Below are 25,582 nucleotides of genomic sequence, written 5' to 3' on the forward strand. Positions count from 1 at the left end.
GTCGGTCCTGGTCAACCGGTACCCGACACGCTGGTCACGGTGCGCAGGTTGTTGCCTGCATGCCGTCAAACACTGGACACTCTGTCCATGCCCCCCGTCAACCTGGACGAGCTCGACGCCCGCATCGTCCGGCTCTACACCGACGAGCCGAACGTCGGTGTGCTCGGCGCCTCCCGCCGGTTGGGCGTGGCCCGAGGCACCGTCCAGGCCCGCCTCGACCGGCTGACCGAGCGCGGGGTGATCCGCTCGTTCGCGCCGACCGTCGACCCTGGCGCCCTCGGCTACCCGGTGACGGCGTTCTGCACGTTGGAGATCCGACAGGGCCGCGGCCATGGTCCGGTCGTCGAGCACCTCGCCCGGATCCCGGAGGTGCTGGAGGCGCACACGATCACCGGCTCCGGCGACCTGCTGATCCGGGCCGTCGCCCGTGACAACGCGGACCTGCAGCGGGTCATCGACCTCGTCGTCGACGACTCGCACGTGATCCGCGCGTCGACCGCCATCTCGCTGGCGACCCGGATCGAGTACCGGACCGCTCCGCTGGTGACCGCGGCTATTTCTAGTTAAACTAGAACTATGCTCCTCCGAGTGGACCCCGCGTCCACCCTCCCGATCTTCGCGCAGATCGCCGCCGGCGTGCGTCGCGAGGTGCTCGAGGGCCGGCTGGCGACGGGTGACCGCCTGCCGGCGGCCAAGGAGGTCGCCCGGTCCCTGGACGTCAACCTCCACACCGTCCTGCGGGCCTACCAGGAGCTGCGCGACGAGGGCCTGGTCGACCTGCGCCGCGGCCGCGGTGCGGTCGTCACCGGAGCCCAGCCCACCGCGCTGGTCGAGGTCGGCGAGGCGGTGCGCGCGTTGGTGCGCGCCGCCGGCACCGCGGGCCTCAGCCGGCAGGAGACCGTCTCGCTCGTCACGAAGGAGTGGTCATGATGACGACCCGACAGCCCACCTCGACGACCCAGCGTCCGCCGGTTCCCGGAACCGGCCGCTACGCCGCGACGGTCATCGCCCTGCCCGCACTCGCCGTGGTCACCGGTCTCGCCCTGGTAGCCGGTTCCTGGTCGCAGCTGCCCGCCGTCGTCGCGAGCCACTGGGGCCCGAACGGGGTCGACGGCACGCAGACCCTGGTGGCGTACACCGTGACGGCGACCGCGTTCGTCGTCGGCCTCTCGCTGCTGCTCGCACTGGTGGCGTGGGGCATGCCCGGCGACGGGCGCCGCGTCATGGCGACCACCGTCGGCGTGATGAGCGGCTTCCTCGGCGCCGTGCTCTACGGGGCTCTGCTGGGCCAGCGCGGGGTCACCGATCCGAGCGCCGCGACGCTCCCACCGGGGCTTTTCCTCGTGGGCGCCCTCGTCGGCGCGACACTGGGCGCCGTGGCCTGGATGCTCAACCCCGTTCTCCCCCGTCCCGACTCGGCGATCCCCGCCGTCCCGGCGGATGCTCCACGCATACCTCTCGCCGCCGGTGAGCGGCTGGTGTGGTTCGGCTGGACCGCGGCCGGCTCCTGGCTGGTATGGGTCGCCGTGGCCCTCGCCGCGCTCGGCTGCTTCGTCGCGGTCGTAGCGCGACCATGGGCGGCTGTCGGCCCGGCCTTCGGGATCGTCATGCTGCTCCTCGTGGCCCATGCGCGGGTGGTCGTCGACGCGGACGGGCTGCGGGTCACGTCGGCCGGGATCGTGCGGTGGCTTCGGGTACCCCTCTCCTCGGTCGCCTACGCGGAGCGGTCCGAGCTCCAGGCGTTCCAGGAGTTCGGCGGGTTCGGGCTCCGGTTCAGGGCCGACCAGCGCGCCTTCGTGACGCGGTCCGGCGAGGCACTGCGGGTCGTGCAACGCGACGGGACGCGGACCTACGTCTCCGTGGACGGGGCCGGGGAGGCGGCGGCGGTGCTCAACGCGCTGGTCACCCGCGCCGCGGACGCCTGACCGCGAGCGGGTCGCTCCTCGGTATGCCGGTCGGGCCACAGGGCGGCAAGGTCCCGCAGCCGGGCCTCGGGCAGATAGGCGCGGGCCAGGGCCACCGTGATCCTCGGCAACGCCACGTCGTCGGGGTAGACGAGGTAGAGGGGTTCGAACCGCGGTGAGAACTTCGCCTTGAACGCGCGCAGCGACCGGAACCCGTAGAACGGTTCGAGCCGGATGGCGACGCGCTGCACCATCAGCTCGAGGCCGGCCGAGCGGCCTGAGGCATCGACGGCAGCCCCGGTGGCAGCGAGCGGGGACGCCGACAGCGAGGCCCAGGCGCACCCCTCGTCGCGGAACCGCAGCAGTGAGGTGGCGATGAGCAGCTCCATCACCGGACGGAACGCGTCACGGCCCTCGCGACGCCGCATGACGTCGAGCGTCCAGCCCTCGACCGTGCCGTCGGACGGACGGTGCGACGGCAGCCACGACGTGACGCCGTGGACCACGCCGGCGGGGTCGATCGCGACCGACACCACCACCTCAGGATCGGCGGCCTCGTCGAGACCGCCGAGGGTGAAGCCCAGCTCGGGCAGCCGTCGCCCGGTGGTCCGGCCGCATGAGATCTCGGCCACCTGGAGCCGGACGGCGTCGGGTAGCTCGTCCAACCGGCCGGTCTCGACGGTGATGCCCCGGCGGGCCGCGTGGTTGAGGGCGGTCCGGACGTCCTGCCAGGCGCGACCATGGAGGGCCAGGCCCGGTAGGTCCACGACAGCCTCCTCGCCGACGGGCAGCACCCGCCACCCCATCGCCACCGCCGTGGCCGCGGTTTCGGCGGTGGCCGCGAAGACACACGGGACGAGCCCGCGCCGGTGAGCCCGGGTGGCGAACTCGTGCAGCAGCAGGTCTCGCCCCGACTCGTCGAGCGCGACCGGGTCGCACAGTCCGATGGCGACGCCGGCGTGCACCCGGTGGGCCAGGTAGCCGGGGGCGGCAGAGCTGTGGAACCACCGGTTCTGCGGCCAGGTCGTCATCCAGGCCAGCCGGTTGGTGGAGCCGACCGACCTCAGCCGGTCCCGTACCAGCCGGCGCTCCGCGTGCCGTTCGGCCGAGGGCGCGCGGTGGACCCGGTGACGCACCGGCCAGGCGACGAGAACGCCGGCGGCGAGCAGCAGCACGATGTCGGCGAGGACGGCGGGGCCGGCGGGCGGCCACCCCAGGGCTCGCCGGTCCAGCGGCCACGGCAGGACCACCGCACGGGGAAGGGTCACCAGCGCGACCACGAGCAAGGCGAGCGCCACGACGAGCCGGCGGTCGGCACGGCGCGCACGGCCGCGCCGCCGAGAAGCGGAGGCGACCATCGGACCGAGCGCGAGCCCGGCCGCGATGCCGAGCAGCCGTTCCAGGTCGGCGAGGCCGCCGGCGACGACCAGGGCGAGCGCGGCATACCCCACGAGCAGCGCACGAAGCCGGAGCCGCCATCCTGGGGAGAGCGTCGCGGAGGCGGCCGCCGCGGCGCCGAGAAGGGCGGTCGTCATGCCCAGGTCGCTGTGGCGCGCGAGGCCGGTAGGCCAGTCCCACCCGTGCCCGGCAGCGCCGAGGACCAGGGCCATCGCTCCCCCGACGGCGACGAGGTGGACGACCAGGCCGGCCAGGAGCGCGCGTCCCGCACCGAGGCGCCACTCGGCGAACCCGCCACCCAGCACGACCCCGAGCAGGAGCGCCACATAAGCGACCGGGTGGTCCGCGAAGAAGGCGCCGGTGACCAGACCCCACCAGTGACCCGTGTGCACGCTCGCCGGTCCGTACCCCACCGCGTCGGCGAGTGGTTCACCGACGAGGGGGGTCCACAGCGCGCCGCTTGCCGCCCCGAGCGCGAGGACGGCAACCGTCAGCGTTGCGGTGACGGGCAGGCGGCGGCGCGTCGTGTGCGCGGCAGCCCGACCGAGGGAGAGGGCGGTGGCCACACCCGCACAGAGGGGCGCGCCGAACCCGCTGATACCGCTGCGGCCAGCCGGGCCGGTCCGGGTCCAGTCGGGGTCCCCGCGACGTATCGGAGCGGAGCGGAGAACTTCGTGGGGTGACTAGTCGTCGTTGCCCTCGGCCTTGCGCAGACCCTCGTAGATCTCCTTGCAGACCGGGCACACCGGGAACTTGTTGGGGTCTCGTCCGGGGACCCAGACCTTGCCGCAGAGCGCGACGACGGGCTCGCCGCTCAGGGCGCTCTCGAGAATCTTCTCCTTGCGCACGTAGTGGGCGAACCGCTCGTGGTCGCCCGGTTCGGCGACCTGTTCCTGGGTCTCCTCGCGCTCGAGGACGGACGTCGCCGTCCGCGGAGCCTCGGGCTCGCGCAGCGGCTCGGGGTACGGCTGGCTCATCCCGCGAGTGTAGGCGGGGGCTCAGCGTTAACGCCGACGCCGCCACCAGGGCCGTGGCGGTGGCGGGGGCGCGGCCGGCTCGGAGGGCGGTGGGGCCATCGACTCGCGGAGCCGCCGCCACTGCTCGACGATGTCGTCGACGTCCACGGTCCGGGCCAGCAGGGGCGGCAGGTTGCCCACCGCCGGGCGCAGCCGGTCGACCTTGACCCGCCGGTTGAAGTCCTCGAGGATCTCGCGGACCTCCGCCTCGGTGCGGACCTCGGCCAGCGAGTCCGGGAAGGACGCGGCCTCCTTGCGCAGCACGAGAGGGGCGGGGAGGGCGCCCGAGACGTCGAGCTGCTCGCGCTCGATGTAGCGGCGCACCCACCAGTCGGGGTCGTTGGGGTCCCCCAGGTTGCCGAGCGGCTTGCCGGCGCCGGGCAGGTTGTCGAACTCGCCGCGCTCCTGGGCCTCCCGGATCTGCCGATCGACCCAGCCCTCGCGGTACTGGTGGCTCATGGCGCCATGTTCCCGCGTCAGTTCAGGGAGGGGTCGTCCGGGTAGCTCGCGACCAGCTTGAGGGTGTCGTTCTGGCGCAGCAGGACGTCGGACCACAGCCGCTCCGGAGCCATCGAGAAGGCGTCCCGCGACTCGCTGTCCACGACGTACCAGTCCCCCCGGAGGATCTCGTTCTCCAGCTGCCCACCGGACCAGCCCGCGTAGCCGGCGAAGATCCGCATACCGGCGACCTCCGGAGCGACGAGGTTCGGCGGCGCGTCGAGGTCGACGAGGCCGAGGCCTCCGAACAGGTGCTTGACCCCCAGTGGCTCCCGCTCGTCACCGGGGACCGTGACGAGACCGATCGCCGAGTTGAGCTCGACCGGGCCGCCCTGGAACACGGTCTGCGGCGAGGACGCGACGTCCTTCCAGCCCGGAAGGACGGCGTCGATGTCGGCCTCGATCGGCCGGTTGAGGATGACGCCCTGGGCGCCGTCCTCGTCGTGGTGCAGCAGCAGCACGACGGACCGCCGGAACGTCTCCTCCTCGACCTGGGGCGAGGCCACGAGGAGACGGCCGGCGAAGAACGCCCGCACGTCGTCGACCACGGCGCCAGTCTCGCATCCGACGACGCTCGCCGGCCGCAGGTATGCGGTCGGCGAGCGTCGTGGGATCGGGACGGGTGTGGCCTACGGGCGGGGGCGACGTCCGCGCGTACCGCCACCACGGTGGTCGGCACCGCCACGAGGTCCACGGGGACCACCGGGGCCGCGCCGCGGGCGCTTCTCCGCCTCGAGGAGGCGGCGGTAGACCTCGTCGGCCACGGCGATGCCGGTCGGGGTACGACCCCCGGTGTCGGCGATCACCGAGTCACCCGGCACGGCCTTGACCGGTACCGCGTCGACACCGGCGTCGCGCAGCTGGCGCTCCATGGTGCGACGCTGGTGCGGGAGGGCGAGCGTGACGACGGTGCCGGTCTCGCCGGCCCGTGCGGTACGGCCCGAGCGGTGCAGGTAGTCCTTGTGGTCCGCCGGCGGGTCCACCTGGAGCACCACGGAGACGTCGTCCACGTGGATACCGCGAGCGGCGACATCGGTGGCGACGAGCACCGGGAGGGTGCCGTCGCGGAACGCGCCGAGGACCCGGTTCCGGACCCCCTGGCTCAGACCGCCGTGCAGCGCGGCCGCGAGGACCCCCTGCTCGCGCAGCTGCTCGGCGACGCGGTCGGCACCGAGCTTGGTGCGGACGAAGACCACGGTGCGGCCCGGTCGGTTCGCGACCTCGGCGGTGATGACCTTCTTGTGCTGCGGATCGACGAGGAGCACGTGGTGGGCCATCGTCGTGATCGAGGCCTGGGCGTCGTCGGCGGAGTGGGTCACGGCGTCGGTGAGGTACCGCTCGACCAGCCCGTCGACGCCCCGGTCGAGGGTCGCCGAGAAGAGCAACCGCTGACCACCCTCGGGGAGCAGGTCGAGGATGGACGTGATCTCCGGCAGGAACCCCATCTCGGCCATGTGGTCGGCCTCGTCGAGGATGGCGATCTGGACGTCGCCGAGCTCGATGGCACCACGCTCGATGAGGTCGTTCAGACGGCCCGGCGTGGCGATGAGCAGGTCGACGCCGCGGTTGAGGGCGGCGATCTGGGTGGTGTAGCTGAGACCGCCGGCGACGAGCTTGTGGCGCAGGCCCATGACGTGCACGAACGGCTCCAGCGCGTCGGACACCTGCATGGCCAGCTCGCGGGTGGGCACGAGGACCAGGGCTCGCGGACGACGAGGGGCGGAGCTCGGTGCGTCGTTGGCGAGGCGGGTGACGGTCGGGAGTCCGAAGGCCAACGTCTTGCCAGAGCCGGTACGGCCGCGTCCGAGCACGTCGCGGCCGGCGAGGCCGTCGGGGATCGCGGCGGTCTGGATCGGGAAGGGCTCGGTAATGCCGTCGCGAGCCAGTCGCTCGACAAGCCGCTCGGGCAGGCCGAGTGCGGTGAACGGGTTGTCGGGCGCGACCTCGACCGGCCCGGTGCTCACCGAGCGACGGGTGGACTTGGTCCACGAGTCGGCGGCGATCCGCTCGGCCTCGGGGTCGATGCCGCCCGCGGCGTGACCGGGGACGTGGTTGCGGGTCGAGTGCGGCTGGTACGCGGCGCGATCGTGGTGCGGGGGACGGCGGCGCTCGCCGTCGTGGCCGACACCCTCGCGGCGGACGGGTCGCGCGTAGCGCGCACGGTCGCCGTCCGGGGCGGACTCGCGACGCACGGGGCGGTCGTCGCGCGAGTACTCGCGCTCCCGAGCCGGGTAGCTCGAGCGCTCAGGACGCTCGGTGCGCTCAGGACGGGCGGAGTAGGAGCCGCGGTCGGGACGCTCGGAACGCACGGGACGGTCGGAACGCACGGGACGGTCGGAACGCACGGGACGGTCCGAACGCACGGGACGGTCCGAACGCACGGGACGGTCCGAACGCACAGGGCGGTCGGAACGGTCGGAGCGATCGGGACGATCCGAACGCTCGACGCGATCGGGTCGGCCGGCGCGAACCGGGCGATCAGAGCGAGCGGGGCGGTCCGAGCGAACAGGGCGGTCTGGGCGACCCGGACGGTCGGTCCGGCTCGACGGCGACCCCTTGCGGGCGGCCGCCTTCTGGGCGGTGCTCCAGCGAGCCTTCTTGGGCGCGCTCGAGGAGGCAGTACGGGTTTTGGGCACGGGAAGTTCAGCTCTTTCGGTCTATGACAACAGTGACTCGGGCTAGACACGCCTCGAGCCGCCTGGCGAGAGCGACCGTGCAAGACGTACCTCAGGCGCCGGCTGGCGGCGCCCGGTGGACCGGGATCCGGGCGGGCGCCCGGTCGGTCAGGGAACCGGCTTCGTCTGGTCACCACCCACATCGGCGGGAGGTGGGGCGCAGCCTTGCGCCCAGGATGCCTGGTTCGAACCCGGATTCTATCAGTAGCCGCCGAAAGCCTCGACCACGACGGGAAGGGTGACCCGACGCAGCGCGACGAGGCCCGACAAGAGCCCGACGCGAGCCGCACGTCACGTCAGCCCGACGGCAGCCCGACGCGACGGCAGCCCGACGTCAGCCCGACGTCAGCCCGACGTCAGCCCGACGTGGTCGGCGGGACCGTCGTCGTCGTGGTCGGAGGCGTCGTGGTCGTCGTCGGCGTTGGCGGGACCGTCGTGGTCGTCGTGGTCACTGGGCGGGTGGTGGTCGTCGTCGATGGCGTCGATGGCGGCAGGGGCGGCAGGGGCGGCGGGGGCGTGGAGGCCGGCGGCGGGGGCGACGACGACGGTGGAGGGGTCGAAGCGGGCGGTGTGGTCGCACTCGCCGGCGCCGGCGCCGGAACAGAACCCGTCGAGTCGGCGGTTGGCGTCACGCCGTCGCGGTAGGCCGCGGCCCAGGTCAGCACGATGTTCACGTAGGACGCCGAGTGGTTGTACCGGAGCACGGCCTTGGCCATCGTGGCCGGGTTCGACAGGTCGCCGACCGAGCAGAGCACGTAGCCGGCCGCCGTGGCCGCGTCGAACACGTTGTTGGGGTCGGCCACCCCGTCGCCGTTGCCGTCCTGGCCCCACTCGGTCCACGACCCCGGCAGGAACCCCATCGGGCCGATAGCCCGGTCGTACGTCGCGTTACCGTCCCACTTGCCGCCGTCGGTGTCGCGGATGACCGCCGTACCGGGCGAGGACCCGTCGAGGAGCGGCCCCATGATCCGGCCGCGGGTGTTGCCGTTCGCGTCGACGCGCCCGCCGAACGCGTGGCCGCTCTCGATCCGGCCGACGCCCGCGACGAGCCACCATGGCAGGTGACAGGACGGCTTGGCCGCCGCGAGGTTGGCCTCCGCCCTCCGGTATGCGGCGAGCACGGTCACCGGGATGCCCGTCGCCCCGTCGGTGACGCCGGGAGCGCCGGACAGGGCCGACTGCGCCTGGGCCTCGACGGCGGCCTCGTCGACCGGCGCGGCGTCGGCCGGAGTGCCGGCGACGGCGGTCTCGGTCGAGGTCGGGGCCGAGGTGGGTGACGCGGTCATGGTGACGAACGTCCGGGTCGGGGCCCGGTCGTCGAGCTCGGCGACCGGTTGGTCGACCTTCGTGCCCGGCGGCAGCAGGACAGCGGCGGCGGCCGGCGCCGCCGGGGACCCGGCCGGAGGCGCATACGGCACCGCGACGGCGACCGGGAGCGCCAGCGCGCCGAGGCATCCGACGAGGAGGAGCGGGAGCACGACGGTCCTCGTGGCGCGTGCGGTAGGGACCGCGTCGGAGGTGTAGGGCGTCAGCTCGACGAGGTCGTCGGCCGGCGCGACCGGCACGCTCGGCGCAGGGAACTCGGGAGTCCGCACCACTCGTAACCGCCGCACCGCTGCCCCTGCTCGATCTCCGTGCCCCAGTCGCTCACGACCCGGCGCATACCGTCGTCGGTTCCCCGAGATCCGACCCGCACCACGGTACGTCGGTATCGCCGAGTTCGGGAGGGTTCCGCCCTAACGGGCAGGTACCGTGACCCGCATGTCCAGACACCGCCGGATCGTCCAGGTGACCGGGAGCGGCAGGTCCACGGCGACCCCGGACGTCGTGCGGCTCGCCCTCGGCGTGACCTGCGACGGCGACGACGTCTCTTCGGCGCTGCGGCTGGTCGGCGAACGCGTGCAGGCGATCGGCGCGGCCGCGCGGTCCCAGGACGTGCGCGCCGGCGACATCAGCTCGACCGGCGCGGGGGTGCACCCTCGGTACGACAGGGACGGGCAGCGGGTCGTTGGGTACCAGGCCTTCCACCGCCTCGGGGTGATCGTGCGCGACGTCGACCGGGTCGGCGCCGTCGTCGACGCGGTCGCGGGCGTGGCCGGCAACAGCCTGTCGGTCGACTCGATCCAGCTCGACCTCAGCGACGTCTCCGCGCTGCAGGACGAGGCGCGGTCCGCGGCGTTCCTCGACGCGCGGGCCAAGGCCCGCCAGTATGCGGCGCTGTCCGACGCGGTCCTCGGTGAGGTCCGGTCCGTCGTCGAGGGCGCCGTCGGCGGCGGCCCGGCTCGGCCGATGATGCGGATGGCCATGGCCAGCGCCGACTCCGCGATGCCGGTCGAGGCCGGCGAGCAGACCGTCATCGCCACCGTCACCGTGACGTGGGCGCTGGACGGGTCGTCGGTCGGCGCCGCGGACCGAACCGCCTCGGAATAGTCGACCCACCCGGCCCGTTGGAGGACGTATGGCCACGACCGAGCTGACCGCAGCGAACTTCGAGCAGACCGTGCTCGACAACGGGACCGTTTTCGTCGACTTCTGGGCCGAGTGGTGCGGGCCGTGCCAGCGCTTCGGCCCCGTCTACGAGGACGTCTCGGAGCAGCACGACGGCATCGTCTTCGCCAAGGTGGACACCGAGGCGGAGCAGGCGCTCGCCGCCGCCGTCAACATCACCTCGATCCCGACGCTGATGGCGTTCCGGGACGGGATCCTCGTCTTCCGCCAGCCCGGTGCGCTGCCCAAGGAGGCCTTCCAGTCCCTCGTCCAGCAGGTCGGGGCGCTGGACATGGACGCCGTCCGCGCGGAGCTGGCCGAGAAGAAGGACGAGAAGGTCGAGCAGAGCGCAAGCTGACCCGCACACGCAACGGCAGGAGCCGCCAGACCAGCAGGGCCCGACCGGAGACCGGTCGGGCCCTGCTGTCGTGACGAACAGCGTGACGTGGGTGCCGCATGGTGGAGGTGGCGGGAATTGAACCCGCGTCCGATGACGAATGACCAGGACTTCTCCGGGCGCAGTGCGCTATGGATTTTCTCGGCCTCGGAGCTCGCGCGCACACGTTCTCCGACAGGCCCAGCCGAGTAGATGTCCCCCGCGGCCCCTCGGCATGACCGCGCGGTGAGTTCCCTAGCTGACGCCAGGCACTGAGTCGGGAACTACCTCAGGCTGACGGACCTATGCGCTCGCTCAGGCGGCGAGGGCGAGGTCGGTGCTCTTGGAGTTGGCACCTATTGGTTTGCACGGAGCGTTAACGAGATAACCGCACATCCTCGGCCCGCTTCTCCTGGTGAGACGACCACCGTCGAAACCGATCACCCCCCTGAGGGGGCACCAACGTCACGCTGTTCAGTTGTCAAGAACCTCCAGTATGGCGGTCAACGCCCACCCCACCAACTTCGATTCCCGGTGCGGGAGGCAGGATGCTCGTATGCCACCAGCAAGCCGTGTCACGCCCGCTCCCGGTCAGGAGTCGGTCTGGGACTACCCCCGACCGCCACGCGTCGAGGCCAGCGGGGAGGAGGTCGTCGTCGTCCTCGGCGACGAGGTCGTCTCCCGTACGCGGTCGGCGCTGCGGGTGCTGGAGACCAGCCATCCGCCGGCCTTCTACCTGCCGTACGCCTCGTTCCTCGACGGTTCGCTGGTTCCGGTCGGGGGGACGACCTTCTGCGAGTTCAAGGGGTCGGCGTCGTACTTCGACGTGGTGGCGGGTGGCCGGCGCGCCGCCCGCGCCGGCTGGACCTACCGACAGCCCTCCCCCGGCTTCGAGGCGCTCGTCGACCACGTGGCGCTGATGCCCGGTGCCATGGACGAGTGCACGGTGGGCGGTGAGGTCGTCGTGCCGCAGGCGGGCGGCTTCTATGGCGGCTGGATCACGTCCCGTGTCGTCGGCCCGTTCAAGGGCGGCCCCGGAACGACGGGCTGGTAGGCGAGATGAGCGCAGACGGAACGATGGCCGAGTGGCGGCTGGTTCGGCGGCCGGTCGGCGAGCCCGCGGCCGACGACGTCGAGCTGGTCGAGATGTCGCTGCCGCCCCTCGACGAGGGCGAAGCCCTGATCCGCAACACCTTCCTGTCGGTGGACCCCTACATGCGGGGGCGGATGAACGACGCCCCGTCGTACGTGCCGCCGTTCCCGCTGGGTGGGCCGATGGACGGCGGGGCGGTCGGTGTCGTCGAGTCGGTCCGCGGCGAGATGACCGACCGGGCGGGGCGACCCGTCCGACGCGGCGACACGGTGCTGCACGACGCCGGTTGGCGGACGCATGCGCTGCTGACGGGACGAGCCGTCCGCGTAGTCGACGCCAAGGCGGCGCCCGCGCAGTCGTACCTGGGGATCCTCGGCATGCCGGGTCTTACCGCCTACGCGGGGCTGCTCCGTGTCGGCGAGTTCCGTTCTGGAGACAGGGTTTTCGTGTCGGCGGCGGCCGGCGCCGTGGGTTCGATCGTGGGCCAGCTCGCTCGGCTGAAGGGCGCGTCGCTGGTCGTTGGGAGCGCCGGTGGCCCGGATAAGGTGCGCTGGTTGCTCGATGACGCTGGGTTCGACCGGGCGATCGACTACAAGGCCGGTCCGCTGCACAAAGCGCTCAAGGTGGCGGCTCCCGAGGGCATCGACGTCTACTTCGACAACGTCGGCGGCGATCACCTGGAGGCGGCGATCTCGAGTCTGCGCCAGGGGGGCCGGGTGGCGATGTGCGGCGCGGTGGCGCAGTACAACGACACCGAGGCGCCCGCCGCGCCGCGCAACCTGTCGCTCGCCATCGGGAAACGGCTCACGCTGCGAGGGTTCATCGTGGTCGACCATCGCGACCTGCGACCGCAGTTCGAGGAGGAGGTCGGCGCCCTGGTTCGCGACGGTCGGATCGTGTGGCGGGAGACGGTGATCGAGGGGATCGAGCGCACCTTCGACGCGTTCCTGGCGGTGCTGACCGGCGGCAACACCGGAAAGATGCTCGTCCGCCTCTAGCCGGCAGATCGGGCGGAGTCAGGCGTGGTCGGCGACCGGCTCGAACGCCGTCCGGGCGCGGGCGGCATACCGACCGGCCACGACGCTGACGACCACGACGCCGAACGCGAGCACCGCGGCGCCGGCGCTGAGCCAGCCGTACCCGAGCGTGCCGACGACGATCCCGGCCACCGCGCCGCCGGCGGCCGCGGTGAACCCGGTCGTCATGTCGACGGTCCCCTGGACCCGCGGTCGATGACGGGTGGGCGTCGCCGCGACGAGCAGCGTGGACGACCCGACGGTGCCGAACGACCAGCCCAGACCCAGGAGGAACAACCCGAGCCCCAGGCCGGGGCTGGCGCCCGGCGCGGACAACCCGGACAGGACCAGGGCGGCGAGCAGGATCACCCCACCGATACCCACCACGAGCGGGCTGCCCACCCGGTCGGCGAGCATCCCGACCAGCGGCGAGAACGCGAACATCCCGAGAATGTGCCCGCTGATGACCAGGCCGATCACCTCGAGGCTCGCGCCGCCGTGGTCCATGTGGATCGGGGTCATCACCATCACCGACACCATGACAGCGTGGCTGAGGGCCATCCCGACCGCCGCGGCGAGGACGAGCGGCGTGTGGAGGATGACGGCCCACGGCCGGTCGTCGGCGCCCGGGTCCGTCTCGTCGGGCTCCTCCTGCGCCCTCACCGAGCGGGCCAGCAGCAGCGGGTCGGGCCGCAGCAGGGTGCCCATCACGGCGGCGGCGGCCAGGAGCGCCACGATGGTGAACACGAAGGGGCCGGTCTTCTCCGGGATGTGCAGCCATCCGGCGACCACGGCGCCGGGTCCGCTGAGGTTGGGTCCGAGAACGGAACCGATCGTCGTCGCCCACACGACGGTGCTGAGGTCGCGCCCGCGGCGGGCCGGGAGCGCGAGGTCCGTGGCCGCGTACCGGCTCTGCAGGTTCGTGGCGGTCACGGCGCCGAGGAGCACCATCCCGACGAGCAGCAGCGGGAAAAACCGGATCACGCCCGAGACGAGGCACAGCGCGCCGCCCAGGGCGCCGGTGAGGTAGCCGATGGTCAGGCCCGGGCGGCGACCGTGGCGGGACATGAACGCCGCCAGGATCGCCGCGACGACCGCTGCGCCGAGGGTCTGGGCCGTCTGTGACAGCCCGGAGAGGCCGTCCGAGCCGGTGATGTCCTTCGCCAGCAGCGCGCCGACGGCGATCGCCGCGCTGAGGCCGATGCCGCCCACGGCCTGGGTGGTGACGAGGGTTCGCACGGTATGCCGCTGGGCGGCGGCGACGTCGGTGGTCGTGATCATCGTCCCCGAGTCTAGGGACGAGGGGCGACGCCGATCAGCCCGTGTTGCGCAGCCCGGCGGCGATCCCGTTGATGGTCAACAGCAGGGCGCGCTGGAGGTCGCTGTCCGGTTCCTCCCCGTCGGGGACCTCGCGGACCCGGGCCAGCAGGCTGGACTGCAGCGCGTGCAGCGGGGCGAGGTAGGAGTCACGCAGCTCCAGCGTGCGCCGCAGGACCGGAGCGGTCTCGAGCAGGCTCGACTGCCCGGTCACCGCGAGGATCTCGTCGACGGTGCGCAGGTGCTCCTCGCGGATCCGGTCGAAGAGGCCCGCCGAGTCGTCCGCGACCAGGGTGCGCACGTAGCGGGCGGCGATGTCGAGGTCCGTCTTGGCCAGCGTCATCTGGACGTTGGAGAGGAACGTCCGGAAGAACGGCCAGGTCCGGTACATCTCGGCCAGCGCCTCTCCCCGCCCGTCCTCGCGGGCGGCGGCCAGACCGCTGCCGACGCCGTACCAGCCGGGCAGGATGAACCGCGACTGGGTCCAGCCGAAGACCCACGGGATCGCGCGCAGGTCGTCCAGGCCGCCGGCGCCGCCGGGGCGCTTGGCCGGTCGCGAGCCGATGTTGAGCTTGCCCAGCTCGTCGACCGGGGTCGCGGCGACGAAGAACGGCACCAGGGCCGGATCGCGGACGAGCGCGCGGTATGCGGTCTGTCCGGCCTCGGCGACGACGTCCATCGCCTCGTCCCAGTCCGAGAGGACCTCGCGTTCGAGCAGCGGTGTCCGGTGCAGGATCGAGGCCTCGACGACCGCGGCCAGCGCGCTCTCGAGGTTGAGCAGGCCGAGCTTGGGCAGGGTGTACTTGTCGGACAGCACCTCGCCCTGCTCGGTGATCTTGATCGGGCCGTCGAGGCTGCCGTCGGGCTGCGACAGGATCGCCTCCGCGGTCGGGCCGCCGCCCCGGCCCACCGAACCTCCCCGGCCGTGGAACAGCCGTAGGACGACACCGTGCTCGCGGGCCACGTCGCGCAGGGCGCGCTGGGCCAGGTGGATCTGCCACTGGGACGCGGCGATGCCCGCGTCCTTGGACGAGTCGGAGTAGCCGAGCATGATCTCCTGCACGTCGCCGCGCGCCGCGACGACCCGGCGGTAGGACGGGTCGCTCAGCAGGGCGGCGAGCAGCGGACCGGCCGCCTCGAGCTCGGCGACGGTCTCGAACAGCGGGGCGAACCCGATCCTCGCCACGGCCGGGGCGTCGTGACCGCCGGGGTCGACGAGCCCGGCCTCACGGGCCAGGACCACGACGGCGAAGAGGTCGTCGACGTCGTGCGTCATCGAGACGATGTAGGTCTCCACGGCGTCGCGGCCGTAGGTGTCCAGGGCCACCCGGATCGCGTCGAACACGTCGAGGAGCGCGGTTGCCTCGGTGGGCAGGTCGTCGCGGACCGCCCCGACCAGCGGACGCCGGCTGGCCATCTCGTGGGAGAGGTAGGCCGTGCGCGCTGCCCGGTCGAGGTCGGCGTAGGGGCGGCCCAGCTCGCCGACGCGGTCGACGAGGACCGCGAGGGCGGCGTGGTGACGCTCGCTGTGCTCACGGACGTCGAGGGTGGCCAGACCCAGACCGATCGCCCTCGTCGTACGGATCAGCCGCAGGATCGCGCCGTCGGCGCTGAGCCGGTCGCCGTTGGCCAGCATCGAGTCGCGGATCAACGTCAGGTCGACCAGCAGCTCGTCGAGGTGGCGGTAGTCGCGGCCCGGCTCGTGCGGTCGTCCCGAGGTCAACCGGTCGCGGGTGCGCTGGAGCCGTACGCGGACGAACGACAGCTTGAGCCGGTAGGGCTCCTCCGCGTTGAGCCGGCGCACGGCGGCGAAGGTGATGGGGAGGGCCTCGGCGTCGGCGTCGAGGCTGGCCAGCAGCTCGTCGGTGACGGTGACCACGCGAGTGGAGGCGGACGCCTCGGTGAGGAGGTCCTCGACCTGGTCGATGAGGACGCGGAGGCCGGCGAGATGCTGCAGGCTGAGCACGTCGAGGGTAACTGCGGGCGTGACGTTCGGGTTGCCGTCGCGATCCCCCCCGGCCCACGTACCGAACCGCAGCGGCCGCGCGTCGAGCGGGAGGGTGACGTCGATGGTCGCCAGCTGGCGGTCGAGCTCCTCGAGCAGGTCCGGGACGACGGAGGTGGCCAGCGAGCGCAGGTAGTAGGTCGCGGTCCGGGCCTCGTCCGTCGGCTGGGGGCGCACGATCCGCAGCTCGTCGGTCTGCCACAGCAGGTCGACCAGCTCGGCCAGCCGTCGGTCGCGCTGCGCCCGATCCAGGCTCGGGCGACGCGGGTCCTCCGAGGCGTCCACGACGTCGGCGATCTTGCGCAGCAGGGTGAGCACGGTGCGGCGGGTGGCCTCGGTGGGGTGGGCCGTGAAGACCGGCCGGTACTCGACCCGGGCCAGGACCGACTCCACGAGCTCACGGTCGACCGAACCGTCCTCCAGGGCCTCGCCGATCCGGCGGACGGTGCCCTCGAGGGGACCCTCCTCCCCCGTGGTCAGCTCCTGGTAGCGGTGCAGCTGCTCGGTGACGTTGACCAGCTGGAAGTAGGCGGTGAAGGCGCGGGCCAGCACGACCGCCGTGGCGTCGTCGACGCCAGCCAGGAGGCGGTGCAGCGCCTCGTCCCCGGGTTCGCGGGCCTTGGCCCGCACCTCCTCGACCAGGGCGAGGAGGTCGGCGCCCTCGTGCCGGGTCAGCGCCTCACCGAGGAGCTGGCCCAGCTGCCGGACCGAAGCGCGCAGCGCGGTGTGCTGCGAGTCCGACGCCACCCCCCCGCCGAACCGGGACACGTCGAGCGATCGGCGGTCGGCGTCGCCGTGGTGCTGCGTCGCCACACCGGGCTCGGTGGTCTCGCGGGCGGTCATGTCCGTCAGTCTGACCCGCCCGTGTTACGGGCGTGTGGCGTGGTCGCGTGGTGGACGCGTCGCTGTCACGGACGCGGTTGCCACCGACCGGGCTCCGATGTCGGCTCGGTCCGGACGTCCGTACCGCGAGGGACCGCTGAACATCTGAGTCGGGTCACAGTGCTCGGTGGCCGGTCAGTGGGTCCGCACGAGGGTCTCCACGTAGTCCTGGAGAGTCGTGCGGCCGCGGGTCGGCGACTCGGGCAGCTCGATCTCGTTGCTGGTGGCGAGAGCGACCATGCCGGCGTACGACTCCGCCGCCTCGGCCGAGAACCCCATCTCCCGAAAGGCCGGGACCCAGCCCTCCCGCGGCGTGACGGTGACGTCGACGGGGTGACCGAGGGCCGCCGCGAACGCCTGCGCGACGTCGACCGGCGTGTAGCGGTCGGGCCCTTCGACGAAGTGGAGGCTGGTCGCCGGTCGCGGTCGGGTCAGCAGGTCGGCCACCGCGACGCCCACGTCGACGGGGGCGACCATCGGGATCGATCCGCGCTCGTCGAGCATCGTCGGGAGCACACGGTCGTCGCGGGCGGCGCGAGCAGCCCGTCCCAGTTGCTCAACTGGTAGGCGACGCGGACGACCGCGACCGGGATGTCCAGGTCCGCGATGGCCCGCTCGAAGGGCTAGAGCGTGCCGAGGTCGCCGATCCGCTCCCCCGGCTGAGCGCCATAGGTGGACAGGGCGACGACGCGCTCGAGGTCGGCGCCGCGGATCGCGGCGGCGATAGCGTCACCGGTGCGGTTCTCCTCGGCGTCGGTGTCACCGCCGTTGGGTCGGCGGGCGGGTTCAGCGCGAACACGCGGCCGCCGTCCGGAAGCGCGGCCCTCAGCGCCTCGGCATCGTGCACGTCGAGGACGACCGCCGTCGCCCCGTCGGCCTCCCACCGGCTGGCCTTGTCGGCGCTGCGGGTGACGACGGTGACGGGTTCGCCCGGCGCGAGCAGGGACCGGGCCACGGCCGATCCGAGGTGACCCGTGGCACCGAGGACGACGTGCATTCCGGCACCCTGGCACCAGTGGCCGACACCGCCCTACTCCCCTCCGGACGCCGGTTGTCGTCGATTCGGGTCGCCCACGTCGTTGTCGGCCACGTCGTCAGAAGGGGCACCCCCGGCGTGTCCGGTCGCGGAGCTACCAGGAACCGGAGCTACCAGGAGCCGGAGCTCGACCCGCCCATGCCGCCGCCACCGCTGAAACCGCCCCCACTGAACGCGGAACCGCCCGACGACCCGGAGCTGGCCGTCGCGGCGAACGTCCCGCCCGCGGACGACGCGAAGCTACCGGCGCCGTCCGCGATGCTGGTGAAGTCGGGGAACATCGCGCCGCTGTAGAGGTACCAGGTCGGCATGATCAGCGGGCTGCCCGTCGCCGCCGCGGCTTCGGCGACCTTCTGGAACGTCCCCGCCCACCGGTCGGCGACACCGAACACGATCGCGTACGGGAGGTACCGGCTGAAGATCGCCGACGCCTCCTCGAACCGGATCTGACCCGCCTCGGCGGTCTCGAGGTACTTGCGGAAGCCGAGGGACTGCGCATACACCGCCGAACCAGCAGCGGTCTTGGCGGCCATCCGCTTGCCGAGGATCCGGAAGATGAGGCCGGCGACGATCAGCCCGATGCCGAGCACGACCCCGGACGGGATGCCGATCCCGACCCCGCCGGTCTGGTCGATGGCGCGGGTGATGACACCGAGGTAGAAGCAGCTGACGACGCCGGCGCCGATGAGCAGGAACCCGAGGGCCTGCCAGCCGGCCCGCTGCGTCTGCGGCGACCGGCGGAACCAGCCGCGCTCGACGACCTCGGTGTACATCTGGCGGATCGCGAGGTTGAGGGTCGTGTGGAACTTGTACTTCAGCTCGGACAGCTTGATGTCGGAGCCCGTGGCGAAGATGCCGTCCAGAACCGTGGCCTCGTAGGGGCGCAGGGTCTGGCCCGCCGGCGGCGGCAGCTGCACGAGGCGCCAGTCGGTGCGGGAGAAGACCGTCCCGTCCTGGATCTCCTCGATCCGCATGAACCCGCGCACGGCGAGGTCCATGACGGTGGCCGAGACGTCGATGGTGTCGGCCGACTCGTCGATGACCGTGCCCACCATCCCTGGCTGGACGCCCGGCGGTGGGTTGAACTGGACGGCGATCTCGGGCTTGCGGCCACGTCGGGTCGGCTGCGGCGACGGAGGGACGGTCCCGGGAGCCACCGCGTCGGTAGCGCCGGACCCGGCGCCAGCCGGGGACAGGCCAGGAGTGACACCGGCGTACCACTCGTCCCGGCCGCGCGTCGCGACGAGCACGCCCATCACTCCCGCGGCGAGCAGCGGCGCACCGATCCCGCCGGCCAGCGCCAAGGAGCTCAGCACCTTGGCCTGACCCTCGTCGTACGCCGACCCGTAGACCCGGATGTCGGGCTTGAGCTCACCGAACCCGGCGCGGGGCAACGACGTCGCGATGGTCAGGTCCTCGTTGCCCAGCAGGTTGGCCACGGTGAACACAGCGGTGGGTCCGGCCTCGGCGCTGTCGCACGGCTTACCGGGATCGGAGCCGCGGACGCAGTTGACCGTGGTCACCCCGCCCGGTCCGGTCACGGTGACCTTCACGTGGTCCTTCGGGATCGCGTCGCCGAGGAAGACGTTGTAGAAGAACTCCGCGTGGTCCGGGAACGGGTTCATGACGTTGGCCAGGTGGTATGTCAGGACGTAGGTCTCGGAGCCGCTGACCGTGACGTCGGGGTCGCCGATCCGGATCTGGGTCTGGCCGCCGGACTGGTCGGTGAGCTGGGCCTTGGTCGGTGCGCCCGTCGGGCTCGTCACGCTCTCGAGGTCGAGGGCGTAGTACCGGTACGTGTCCTCGTTGGACTTGTCGTTGGGGTCGTTGACCGCCTGGCGGGTCACGATGTTGCGGTAGATGCCGTGCTTGGCTCCGCTGCTCGTGCCGAAGACGTAGTCGATCGTCTCGGTGACCGTCGCCCCGCCCTCGGCATCGAGGACGTAGTCCGCGGTGAACGACGACATTCGGTCGAACGACCCGTTCGCCGCCGGGGCCGCGACCGCGGGCGGTGACGCATACGCCGTTGCCGGTAGGCCGACGAGTACCGCCGCCGCGAGGAGCAGGGCGAGAACGGCGGGTAGGCGACCCCTCACCGGTTCTCCCGGTGTCCTATCGCGCGGTCGGCCTCCCGCCGGTCCTGGCGCTCACGGAGGGACTGCCGCTTGTCGTACTCTCGCTTGCCGGTGGCGAGGGCGATCTCGACCTTGGCGCGGCCGTCCTTGAAGTACAGCTGCAGCGGCACCACCGTGCGTCCGCGCTCGCGGGTCTTGGTCGCGATCTTCTCGAGCTCCTCGCGGTGCAGGAGCAGCTTGCGACGTCGACGCGGCGCGTGGTTGGTCCAGGTGCCGTTGAGGTACTCCGGGATGTGCACGCCTTCGAGCCACAGCTCGTTGCCGGAGAAGTGCGCGAACCCGTCCACGAGCGAGGCGCGACCCATCCGCAGGGCCTTGACCTCGGTACCGGTCAGCGCGAGGCCCGCCTCGAAGACGTCCTCGATGTGGTAGTCGTGGCGCGCCTTGCGGTTGCTCGCGATCACCGATCGACCGCGTTCCTTGGCCACCGCTCCGCCCTCCCCGCTCGTTCCCGACTGCTCGTCGTCCGACGCGCGCGAGTCGACCCGTGCGCAAGGCCACGCTACCGGGCCGGCCGACGCGACTCCTGCGAGATTGACGTCGGCGGACGACGCGAGGTTCCCGAGAGCGCTGCTACAGCCACTTCATGGGGTCGACGAACTGCCCGTTCTCCAGTGTCTCGAAGTGCAGGTGACACCCAGTCGAGTAGCCCGTCGTGCCCGAGTAGGCGATGAGCTGACCCCGGGTGACCCGGCCGCTCTTGACAACGAACGAGGTCAGGTGGTTGTAGGTGGAGGCGAGGTCGACACCGCTCACGATGCCGTGGTCGATGACGATCCGGTTGCCGTCGCCGCCACCCCATCCGGCACTGATCACCGTGCCGTCCGCTGCCGCGAACACGGGGGTGCCGCACGGGACACCGAAGTCGGTGCCGGAGTGGAGCTTCCACACGTGCAGGATCGGGTGGTAGCGCATCCCGAACGGAGACGTGATCGGCCCGTTGGCCGCGTGGCTGAGGAACCCGGTGCCGCCGGTGACGGGGGCGTAGGTGCGTCCGGCCGCGCGGGCCGCGGCCGCCCGAGCCGCCTCGGCCGCCGCCGCGGCACGGGCCTGTGCCGCCAGCGTGGCCTGGAGCTGCGCCTGCTCCGCCTCGGCGTCGGCGAGCCGCTGGAGCTCGCCCGCCTTCTTCGACTCGACCTGAGCGGCGTATGCGGACTGCTGGGTCATGAGGTTGTCGAGGTTGGTCTTCGCCGTGGCCGCCGTGGTGCGGGCGGCCTGGGCCTTGGCCAGCGCGTCCTCGGCCTCGTGCTTGAGCTGGGTGACCTCGGCCTCGACCGCCTTGAGGTAGGACTCCTGCGCGGTGGCCTCCGCGCGGGCGTTCTGGAGCTCCTTGAGCGCGTTGTCGGTGAGCGAGGTGACCTGGTCGGCGAGGACGACGCGGGTCGCGAAGTCGTCGGCGCTGGTCGCCCCCAGCGCGACGGACATCTGCGAGCCGCCCCCGCCACCCTGGAAGAGGTCGGCGGCGAAGTTGTCCAGGACCGACTGGGTCTGGTCGAGCTTGGCCTTGTTGGCGGTCTGCGTCTCGACCGCGCGCTGCTCGTTGGCCTGCGCTACCGCCAGCTGTGCGGCGATCTCGTCGTTGTGCTGGTTCGCCGCGTGCTCGGCGTCCTCGGCCTGGGTGAGCGCGGCCTGCGCGGCCGGCAGCTGCGACTGGGTCGCCTGGAGGGCGTTGTAGGCGGTGGCGAGGTCGGCTGAGGTCTCGTCGAGCGCGCCCTGGATGTCCTGGATCTGCTGGTCGACGGCCCGCTTCTGGTCCCCCGTGTCGGCCGCCGAGGACAGCGCCCCGGTGACCCCGAAGGCCAGGGCACAGGCGGCGGCCACCGCGGACGACACCGCGCGACGGCGGAACGTCGTGGGGTGACTGGCGGGGTGTCTAGACACGGAGGTACCTCCGCAGGGTGAACCCCGAGGTCAGGATGGCCAGGCCGACGACTCCACCGATGACCCACGGCGCGATGGCGACGACGTCAGGCACCCCGATGAAGGCGGTGTCGATGAGCGCGGTGCTGAGGTAGCCCGACACCCCGTAGCGGACCGTCGCGTACAGGAGGGCCATCGCCAGCCCGGCACCGACGACCGCGGCGACGACCGTCTCCATGATGAAGGGCAGCTGGATGGTCGAGTTCGAGGCCCCGACGAGGCGCATGATCCCGGTCTCCCGGCGTCGGCTGAACGCGGTCTGCCGGATGGTCGTGGCCATCAGCAGCGTGGCGCACAGGACCATGAGCACCGCCAGGGCGATGGCCCCCCAGGACACGACGTTCATGAAGGTGAAGAACTTGTCGAGCAGCTGCTTCTGGTCCTGGACCTTGCCCACGCCCGGCGCGCCCTGGAACGAGCTGGCGATGACGTCGAACTTGCTCGCGTCGGTCAGCGAGACGCGGAACGAGTCAGCGAACGCGCGCTCGGTCGCCTGTTCCCCGAGGGGGCTGTTGCGGAACTGGTCCTTGAACCGCTGGTATGCCTCGCCCTGGGTCTCGTAGAAGACCTCCTTGACGGGCGGCTTCATCTGCTCGAGCTGGGCCTTGAGCGCGTCGCGCTGGGCCGGGGTGGTCGCGGCGCCGGCGCAGTTGGGGTACAGCGACTTGTCGACGCACAGGAAGATCGACACCTGGACGCGGTCGTACCAGTAGTCCTTCATGGTGTCGACCTGCCGCTGGGCCAGCAGGCCCATGCCGAGCAGGTACATCGAGATCATCGTCACGAGGACGACCGAGACGACCATCGAGACGTTGCGGCGCAGACCGTTGCCGATCTCGCCGAGCAGGAAGCCGAGGCGCATCAGCTCACCGGCCTCGGCGGAGCTTCAGCCGGGAGGTCCGGGGCTCTGTCGCGGCGGCGCCCACAACGACCAGTTCGTCGGAGTCGGGGCCGTCGGATGGGGCGCCGTCGGGGCCGTCGGCGTGGGCGACCTCCGCCTCGCGGCCGGCGGCCTCCGCCACGGCCACCGCGTCGAGCGCGTCGAGTGACGGGCGCGTGTCCCAGCCGGGCATGACGATCTCGCCCGAGTTGTACTCGCCGCCGGCATCGTCGCGGACGACGCGGCCCTCCTTCAGCTCGATGACGCGCTTCCGGTAGGCGTTGACGATGTGCAGGTCGTGGGTCGCCATGACGATGGTCGTGCCCGAGCGGTTGATCCGGTCGAGCAGTCCGACGATCTCCAGGCTGATGCCCGGGTCGAGGTTCCCGGTGGGCTCGTCGGCGAGGAGGATGGCCGGCTTGTTGACGATGGCGCGGGCGATGGCCACCCGCTGCTGCTCGCCACCGGACAGCTCGTGCGGGAGCCGTTTCTCCTTGCCCTCGAGCCCGACGGTGCGCAGGGTCTCGGGGACCGTCTGGCGGATCACCGAGCGGGACTTGCCGATGACCTGGAGCGCGAAGGCGACGTTCTGGAAGACGTTCTTGTTGGGCAGCAGTCGGAAGTCCTGGAACACCGTGCCGATCTCGCGGCGCAGCTGCGGCACCTTGCGGTCGGGCAGCCGGGACAGCTCGCGGCCGGCGACGAAGACCGACCCCGACGTGGCGTTCTCCTCCTTGAGCGCGAGGCGCAGGAGGGTGGACTTGCCGGAGCCGGACTGGCCGACGATGAAGACGAACTCGCCACGTTCGACCTCGAGCGACACGCCGTCGACGGCGGGCCGCGTGGTCCGCGGGTACTTCTTCGTCACGGTGTCGAACAGGATCATGTGAGCGTGGGCCTTCGGCTCTCGGTGGGGACCCTCGTCGGGCGCCCTCGGGGGCTGTCGCGCATGGGAGCGTCCTTGGGAGCGTAAACCGGGCACCCGTGAAACGGGTGTTACTGATGTGACTCGGGCGTGGCGACCTGGTCCCCCCTGCCTGCCCGGCACTGGCGTGGACCGGGCACCAACACGGTAAGGCGGCTCAGCGGCCAGGGGAAGGCGTTGGCACGGATGTCACCCGGATGTCACCCGTTCGGGTCAGATCCCGACGATCCGGGCGCGGCGCGAGACGTCAGCGCGAGACGTCAGCGCGAGCTCGGCTCGCGGTCGTCGACCCCGTCGAGCATCTCTGCCGCCGGCGGCTGGCGACGCAGCGCGCCCCCGCCCGCGGTGGCGCCCTGGAGGAACGCCCACCAGCTCATGAGGGTGCTCCAGCGCCCGAGGGTGGCCACGCGGATCGGGTCCTTCTCACGGTCGAGGTCGCGGTCGTGGCCCATGGCGATCCAGGTCAGCGCCAGCGCGGCGGTGACGCCGAGCGCGAGCGCGCCGTTGCGGAACGCGGAGTCGACGGTGCTGTAGACGACCAGGCCGGCGGTCACCCAGACCATGACGCGGCTCGGCCAGAACCGGGTGCCCTCGGTGACGCCGAGGAACAGGCCGGCCCAGATGAGGTACCAGGGGTGCACGACGGGACCGGTGACCACAATGATCGTCACGATCCACGCGAGCGCCCGGAGCGGCGCGACCGGTCCGAGTCGCCAGGCGATCCGCGCGCAGACCAGGATGCCGAGGACCTGGCCGATCCGCTGGACCACCATGACGGTGGTGTCGAGCGCGTTGGGCACCTGGAGCCAGATGAGGACGTGCTCGAGGCCCATACCGAAGACGGTCACCGGAGACAGGACCGACCGCACGGCACCCGGCACGCCCAGCGCCCCGAGCCACCCCAGACCGAGACCACAGGCGACGGTGATGGCGAGGAAGGCGGCCACGCAGGCGCCACCGCACCGGACGAGCTCGCGGAACACCGCGGGGATGGACGGCACCCGGCCGTGTCGGCGACGAGCCTCCAGGGCGACCACGACGAGGATGGCGGCGAGCCCTGGGGCCTTGATCGCACCGGCGAGGGCGATGGCGATCACCGCCAACCAGGTCCGCTTCTCGACCGCGAGGTAGATGCCGAGGACCATGAGACCGAGCATCAGCGCGTCGTTGTGCGCGCCGCCGACGAGGTGCATGACGACGAGGGGGTTGAGCACGACGAACCACGTCGTCATCCCGACGTCGTAGCCGAAGCGGCTCGCGATCTTGGGCAGCAGGAAGGCGATGAGTGCGACCCCGAGAAGGGCCGGCAGGCGCATGGCGACCGCCGCCGCGTACGGCTGGCTGGGCCCGGCGACGTCGACGATGAGGTGCTGGATCTGCAGCTGCAGCGGCCCGTAGGGCGCCGGCGTGTAGAGCCACATCGGGTCGACGTTCTGGGAGTACTGCTCCGCGATCGCGGCCGGCCCGTACCGGTAGGGGTCGATCCCGACGTGGACGAGGCGGCCCTGCCCGGCGTAGCTGTAGGCGTCGCGGCTGAACAGCGGCGGCGCGAGCAGCAGCGGCAGCGTCCACAGCCAGAGGATGTGCCGGGTGGGGTTGGCCCGCCCAGCCCGTGGGCGCAGGCGCAGCCACGAGTCGAGCATGAGCAGCACGCCGGCCATGAGCACCGCCGTGGCGAGGATGCGGCCGGGGACGGTCTGCAACCAGCCCAGCACGGGGACGTCGGTGAACGGGTTGACGTCGGGCAGGAAGGCCGGCGTGAGGCTGCCGACGAGGATGAGCAGGCCGGCGAAGGTGCCGCGGCGGACGGCCGGGATGCGCCAGGCGTCCGCCACCCCCGCAATCTCGCGGGCGACGGCGAGCGCGACGGGGCTGGCGGCGGGCCTCGTCAGCCCTTGGTCCACCGTCATCGCGATTCTCGCTCCGTTCGCCCGTACTTGGTTTCGTTGCCGTACCGTCTGGACCCGATGCCTCACCCCCCGACGACGTCGTACCGGGGGTACGACCCCATCGGCCGCC

General features: G+C 72.1%; 23 protein-coding genes and 1 other RNA gene. 7 read left to right on the forward strand and 17 right to left on the reverse strand.

The genetic code is table 11. The features are described 5' to 3' along the window. Nucleotides 1-87: 87 nt before the first annotated feature. The 3 genes from VIG79_RS08625 to VIG79_RS08635 are packed head-to-tail and all read left to right on the forward strand — an operon-like array spanning nucleotide 88 to nucleotide 1,925. Nucleotides 88-567: an Lrp/AsnC family transcriptional regulator gene (locus tag VIG79_RS08625; RefSeq protein ID WP_331884601.1), complete on the forward strand. Its 480-nt coding sequence runs from the start codon at nucleotides 88-90 to the stop codon at nucleotides 565-567. Nucleotides 568-576: 9 nt separating this feature from the next. Then, nucleotides 577-930: a GntR family transcriptional regulator gene (locus tag VIG79_RS08630; RefSeq protein ID WP_331884603.1), complete on the forward strand. Its 354-nt coding sequence runs from the start codon at nucleotides 577-579 to the stop codon at nucleotides 928-930. Then, entirely contained in the window at nucleotides 927-1,925 is a 999-nt protein-coding gene (locus tag VIG79_RS08635; RefSeq protein ID WP_331884605.1) for a hypothetical protein, read from the forward strand. Before VIG79_RS08630 ends, VIG79_RS08635 begins: the two co-directional genes overlap by 4 nt. Here VIG79_RS08635 and VIG79_RS08640 read toward each other — a convergent pair. The 6 genes from VIG79_RS08640 to VIG79_RS08665 all read right to left on the reverse strand — a co-directional run bounded on the left by VIG79_RS08640 (nucleotide 1,850) and on the right by VIG79_RS08665 (nucleotide 9,086). Continuing rightward, nucleotides 1,850-3,868, reverse strand: a complete 2,019-nt coding sequence (locus VIG79_RS08640; protein WP_331884607.1) for a DUF2156 domain-containing protein — start codon at nucleotides 3,866-3,868, stop codon at nucleotides 1,850-1,852. The two genes, VIG79_RS08635 and VIG79_RS08640, sit on opposite strands and share 76 nt — an antisense overlap. 117 nt (nucleotides 3,869-3,985) lie before the next feature. Next, nucleotides 3,986-4,279, reverse strand: coding sequence for a DUF3039 domain-containing protein (locus tag VIG79_RS08645; RefSeq protein WP_331884609.1), 294 nt, complete (start codon nucleotides 4,277-4,279; stop codon nucleotides 3,986-3,988). Nucleotides 4,280-4,306: 27 nt separating this feature from the next. Continuing rightward, on the reverse strand, nucleotides 4,307-4,777 hold the full coding sequence (locus VIG79_RS08650) for a DUF1992 domain-containing protein (RefSeq protein WP_331884611.1): 471 nt from the start codon (nucleotides 4,775-4,777) through the stop codon (nucleotides 4,307-4,309). 17 nt (nucleotides 4,778-4,794) lie between these two features. Next, nucleotides 4,795-5,364, reverse strand: coding sequence for a YqgE/AlgH family protein (locus tag VIG79_RS08655; RefSeq protein WP_331884613.1), 570 nt, complete (start codon nucleotides 5,362-5,364; stop codon nucleotides 4,795-4,797). A gap of 81 nt (nucleotides 5,365-5,445) precedes the next feature. Then, on the reverse strand, nucleotides 5,446-7,125 hold the full coding sequence (locus VIG79_RS08660) for a DEAD/DEAH box helicase (RefSeq protein WP_331884615.1): 1,680 nt from the start codon (nucleotides 7,123-7,125) through the stop codon (nucleotides 5,446-5,448). 722 nt (nucleotides 7,126-7,847) lie between these two features. Further along, nucleotides 7,848-9,086 carry a hypothetical protein gene (locus VIG79_RS08665; RefSeq protein WP_331884617.1) on the reverse strand — a complete coding sequence of 413 codons (1,239 nt, stop codon included), beginning with the start codon at nucleotides 9,084-9,086 and terminating at the stop codon, nucleotides 7,848-7,850. A gap of 166 nt (nucleotides 9,087-9,252) precedes the next feature. Between VIG79_RS08665 and VIG79_RS08670 the strand changes: the two genes are divergently transcribed. Both VIG79_RS08670 and trxA read left to right on the forward strand, forming a co-directional pair. Continuing rightward, complete coding sequence (locus VIG79_RS08670) at nucleotides 9,253-9,921, forward strand: SIMPL domain-containing protein (protein ID WP_331884619.1); 669 nt, start codon at nucleotides 9,253-9,255, stop codon at nucleotides 9,919-9,921. A 28-nt stretch (nucleotides 9,922-9,949) separates the two neighbouring features. Beyond that, the gene (gene trxA / locus VIG79_RS08675; protein ID WP_331884621.1) at nucleotides 9,950-10,336 is read left to right on the forward strand and encodes a thioredoxin; all 387 of its coding nucleotides are present in this window, start codon (nucleotides 9,950-9,952) and stop codon (nucleotides 10,334-10,336) included. Nucleotides 10,337-10,435: 99 nt separating this feature from the next. Here the strand turns inward: trxA and ssrA are convergent. Continuing rightward, nucleotides 10,436-10,802: a transfer-messenger RNA gene (gene ssrA, locus VIG79_RS08680) on the reverse strand. A gap of 108 nt (nucleotides 10,803-10,910) precedes the next feature. Between ssrA and VIG79_RS08685 the strand changes: the two genes are divergently transcribed. Further along, on the forward strand, nucleotides 10,911-11,408 hold the full coding sequence (locus tag VIG79_RS08685) for a DUF427 domain-containing protein (protein ID WP_331884623.1): 498 nt from the start codon (nucleotides 10,911-10,913) through the stop codon (nucleotides 11,406-11,408). Nucleotides 11,409-11,413: 5 nt separating this feature from the next. Then, nucleotides 11,414-12,445, forward strand: a complete 1,032-nt coding sequence (locus VIG79_RS08690) for an NADP-dependent oxidoreductase (protein ID WP_331884625.1) — start codon at nucleotides 11,414-11,416, stop codon at nucleotides 12,443-12,445. A gap of 18 nt (nucleotides 12,446-12,463) precedes the next feature. On the opposite strand, the gene VIG79_RS08695 is transcribed toward VIG79_RS08690, so the two are convergent. The 10 genes from VIG79_RS08695 to mptB all read right to left on the reverse strand — a co-directional run bounded on the left by VIG79_RS08695 (nucleotide 12,464) and on the right by mptB (nucleotide 25,473). After that, on the reverse strand, nucleotides 12,464-13,744 hold the full coding sequence (locus tag VIG79_RS08695) for an MFS transporter (protein ID WP_331884627.1): 1,281 nt from the start codon (nucleotides 13,742-13,744) through the stop codon (nucleotides 12,464-12,466). A gap of 34 nt (nucleotides 13,745-13,778) precedes the next feature. Further along, nucleotides 13,779-16,628, reverse strand: a complete 2,850-nt coding sequence (gene ppc, locus VIG79_RS08700) for a phosphoenolpyruvate carboxylase (protein ID WP_331884629.1) — start codon at nucleotides 16,626-16,628, stop codon at nucleotides 13,779-13,781. A 174-nt stretch (nucleotides 16,629-16,802) separates the two neighbouring features. Then, the gene (locus tag VIG79_RS08705; RefSeq protein ID WP_331884631.1) at nucleotides 16,803-17,171 is read right to left on the reverse strand and encodes a hypothetical protein; all 369 of its coding nucleotides are present in this window, start codon (nucleotides 17,169-17,171) and stop codon (nucleotides 16,803-16,805) included. 52 nt (nucleotides 17,172-17,223) lie between these two features. Next, nucleotides 17,224-17,664: an SDR family oxidoreductase gene (locus VIG79_RS19780; protein ID WP_414672605.1), complete on the reverse strand. Its 441-nt coding sequence runs from the start codon at nucleotides 17,662-17,664 to the stop codon at nucleotides 17,224-17,226. 149 nt (nucleotides 17,665-17,813) lie between these two features. Then, nucleotides 17,814-19,799, reverse strand: coding sequence for a DUF2207 domain-containing protein (locus VIG79_RS08710; RefSeq protein ID WP_331884633.1), 1,986 nt, complete (start codon nucleotides 19,797-19,799; stop codon nucleotides 17,814-17,816). After that, nucleotides 19,796-20,266 carry an SsrA-binding protein SmpB gene (gene smpB / locus VIG79_RS08715; protein WP_331884635.1) on the reverse strand — a complete coding sequence of 157 codons (471 nt, stop codon included), beginning with the start codon at nucleotides 20,264-20,266 and terminating at the stop codon, nucleotides 19,796-19,798. The genes VIG79_RS08710 and smpB overlap by 4 nt, the downstream gene beginning before the upstream one ends. A 145-nt stretch (nucleotides 20,267-20,411) precedes the next feature. After that, nucleotides 20,412-21,719, reverse strand: a complete 1,308-nt coding sequence (locus VIG79_RS08720; protein WP_331884637.1) for a peptidoglycan DD-metalloendopeptidase family protein — start codon at nucleotides 21,717-21,719, stop codon at nucleotides 20,412-20,414. After that, nucleotides 21,712-22,620, reverse strand: a complete 909-nt coding sequence (ftsX, locus tag VIG79_RS08725; RefSeq protein WP_331884639.1) for a permease-like cell division protein FtsX — start codon at nucleotides 22,618-22,620, stop codon at nucleotides 21,712-21,714. The genes VIG79_RS08720 and ftsX overlap by 8 nt, the downstream gene beginning before the upstream one ends. Nucleotides 22,621-22,624: 4 nt before the next feature. Next, on the reverse strand, nucleotides 22,625-23,524 hold the full coding sequence (gene ftsE / locus VIG79_RS08730; RefSeq protein WP_331884641.1) for a cell division ATP-binding protein FtsE: 900 nt from the start codon (nucleotides 23,522-23,524) through the stop codon (nucleotides 22,625-22,627). A 299-nt stretch (nucleotides 23,525-23,823) separates the two neighbouring features. Next, nucleotides 23,824-25,473 carry a polyprenol phosphomannose-dependent alpha 1,6 mannosyltransferase MptB gene (mptB, locus tag VIG79_RS08735; RefSeq protein ID WP_331884643.1) on the reverse strand — a complete coding sequence of 550 codons (1,650 nt, stop codon included), beginning with the start codon at nucleotides 25,471-25,473 and terminating at the stop codon, nucleotides 23,824-23,826. Between the last annotated feature and the right edge of the window lie 109 nt (nucleotides 25,474-25,582).

This window comes from Lapillicoccus sp. (assembly GCF_036559105.1).
In the GTDB taxonomy this organism is placed as follows: domain Bacteria; phylum Actinomycetota; class Actinomycetes; order Actinomycetales; family Dermatophilaceae; genus Lapillicoccus.

Coding starts and splice junctions, on each gene's coding strand:
- ftsE (WP_331884641.1), bottom strand. CDS start 23,524: ATGATCCTGTTCGACACCGTGACGAAGAAGTACCCGCGGACCACGCGG.
- VIG79_RS08635 (WP_331884605.1), top strand. CDS start 927: ATGATGACGACCCGACAGCCCACCTCGACGACCCAGCGTCCGCCGGTT.
- VIG79_RS19780 (WP_414672605.1), bottom strand. CDS start 17,664: ATGCACGTCGTCCTCGGTGCCACGGGTCACCTCGGATCGGCCGTGGCC.
- trxA (WP_331884621.1), top strand. CDS start 9,950: ATGGCCACGACCGAGCTGACCGCAGCGAACTTCGAGCAGACCGTGCTC.
- VIG79_RS08625 (WP_331884601.1), top strand. CDS start 88: ATGCCCCCCGTCAACCTGGACGAGCTCGACGCCCGCATCGTCCGGCTC.
- VIG79_RS08650 (WP_331884611.1), bottom strand. CDS start 4,777: ATGAGCCACCAGTACCGCGAGGGCTGGGTCGATCGGCAGATCCGGGAG.
- VIG79_RS08670 (WP_331884619.1), top strand. CDS start 9,253: ATGTCCAGACACCGCCGGATCGTCCAGGTGACCGGGAGCGGCAGGTCC.
- VIG79_RS08685 (WP_331884623.1), top strand. CDS start 10,911: ATGCCACCAGCAAGCCGTGTCACGCCCGCTCCCGGTCAGGAGTCGGTC.
- ppc (WP_331884629.1), bottom strand. CDS start 16,628: ATGACCGCCCGCGAGACCACCGAGCCCGGTGTGGCGACGCAGCACCAC.
- VIG79_RS08645 (WP_331884609.1), bottom strand. CDS start 4,279: ATGAGCCAGCCGTACCCCGAGCCGCTGCGCGAGCCCGAGGCTCCGCGG.
- VIG79_RS08695 (WP_331884627.1), bottom strand. CDS start 13,744: ATGATCACGACCACCGACGTCGCCGCCGCCCAGCGGCATACCGTGCGA.
- mptB (WP_331884643.1), bottom strand. CDS start 25,473: ATGACGGTGGACCAAGGGCTGACGAGGCCCGCCGCCAGCCCCGTCGCG.
- VIG79_RS08630 (WP_331884603.1), top strand. CDS start 577: ATGCTCCTCCGAGTGGACCCCGCGTCCACCCTCCCGATCTTCGCGCAG.
- VIG79_RS08705 (WP_331884631.1), bottom strand. CDS start 17,171: ATGCTCGACGAGCGCGGATCGATCCCGATGGTCGCCCCCGTCGACGTG.
- VIG79_RS08690 (WP_331884625.1), top strand. CDS start 11,414: ATGAGCGCAGACGGAACGATGGCCGAGTGGCGGCTGGTTCGGCGGCCG.
- ftsX (WP_331884639.1), bottom strand. CDS start 22,620: ATGCGCCTCGGCTTCCTGCTCGGCGAGATCGGCAACGGTCTGCGCCGC.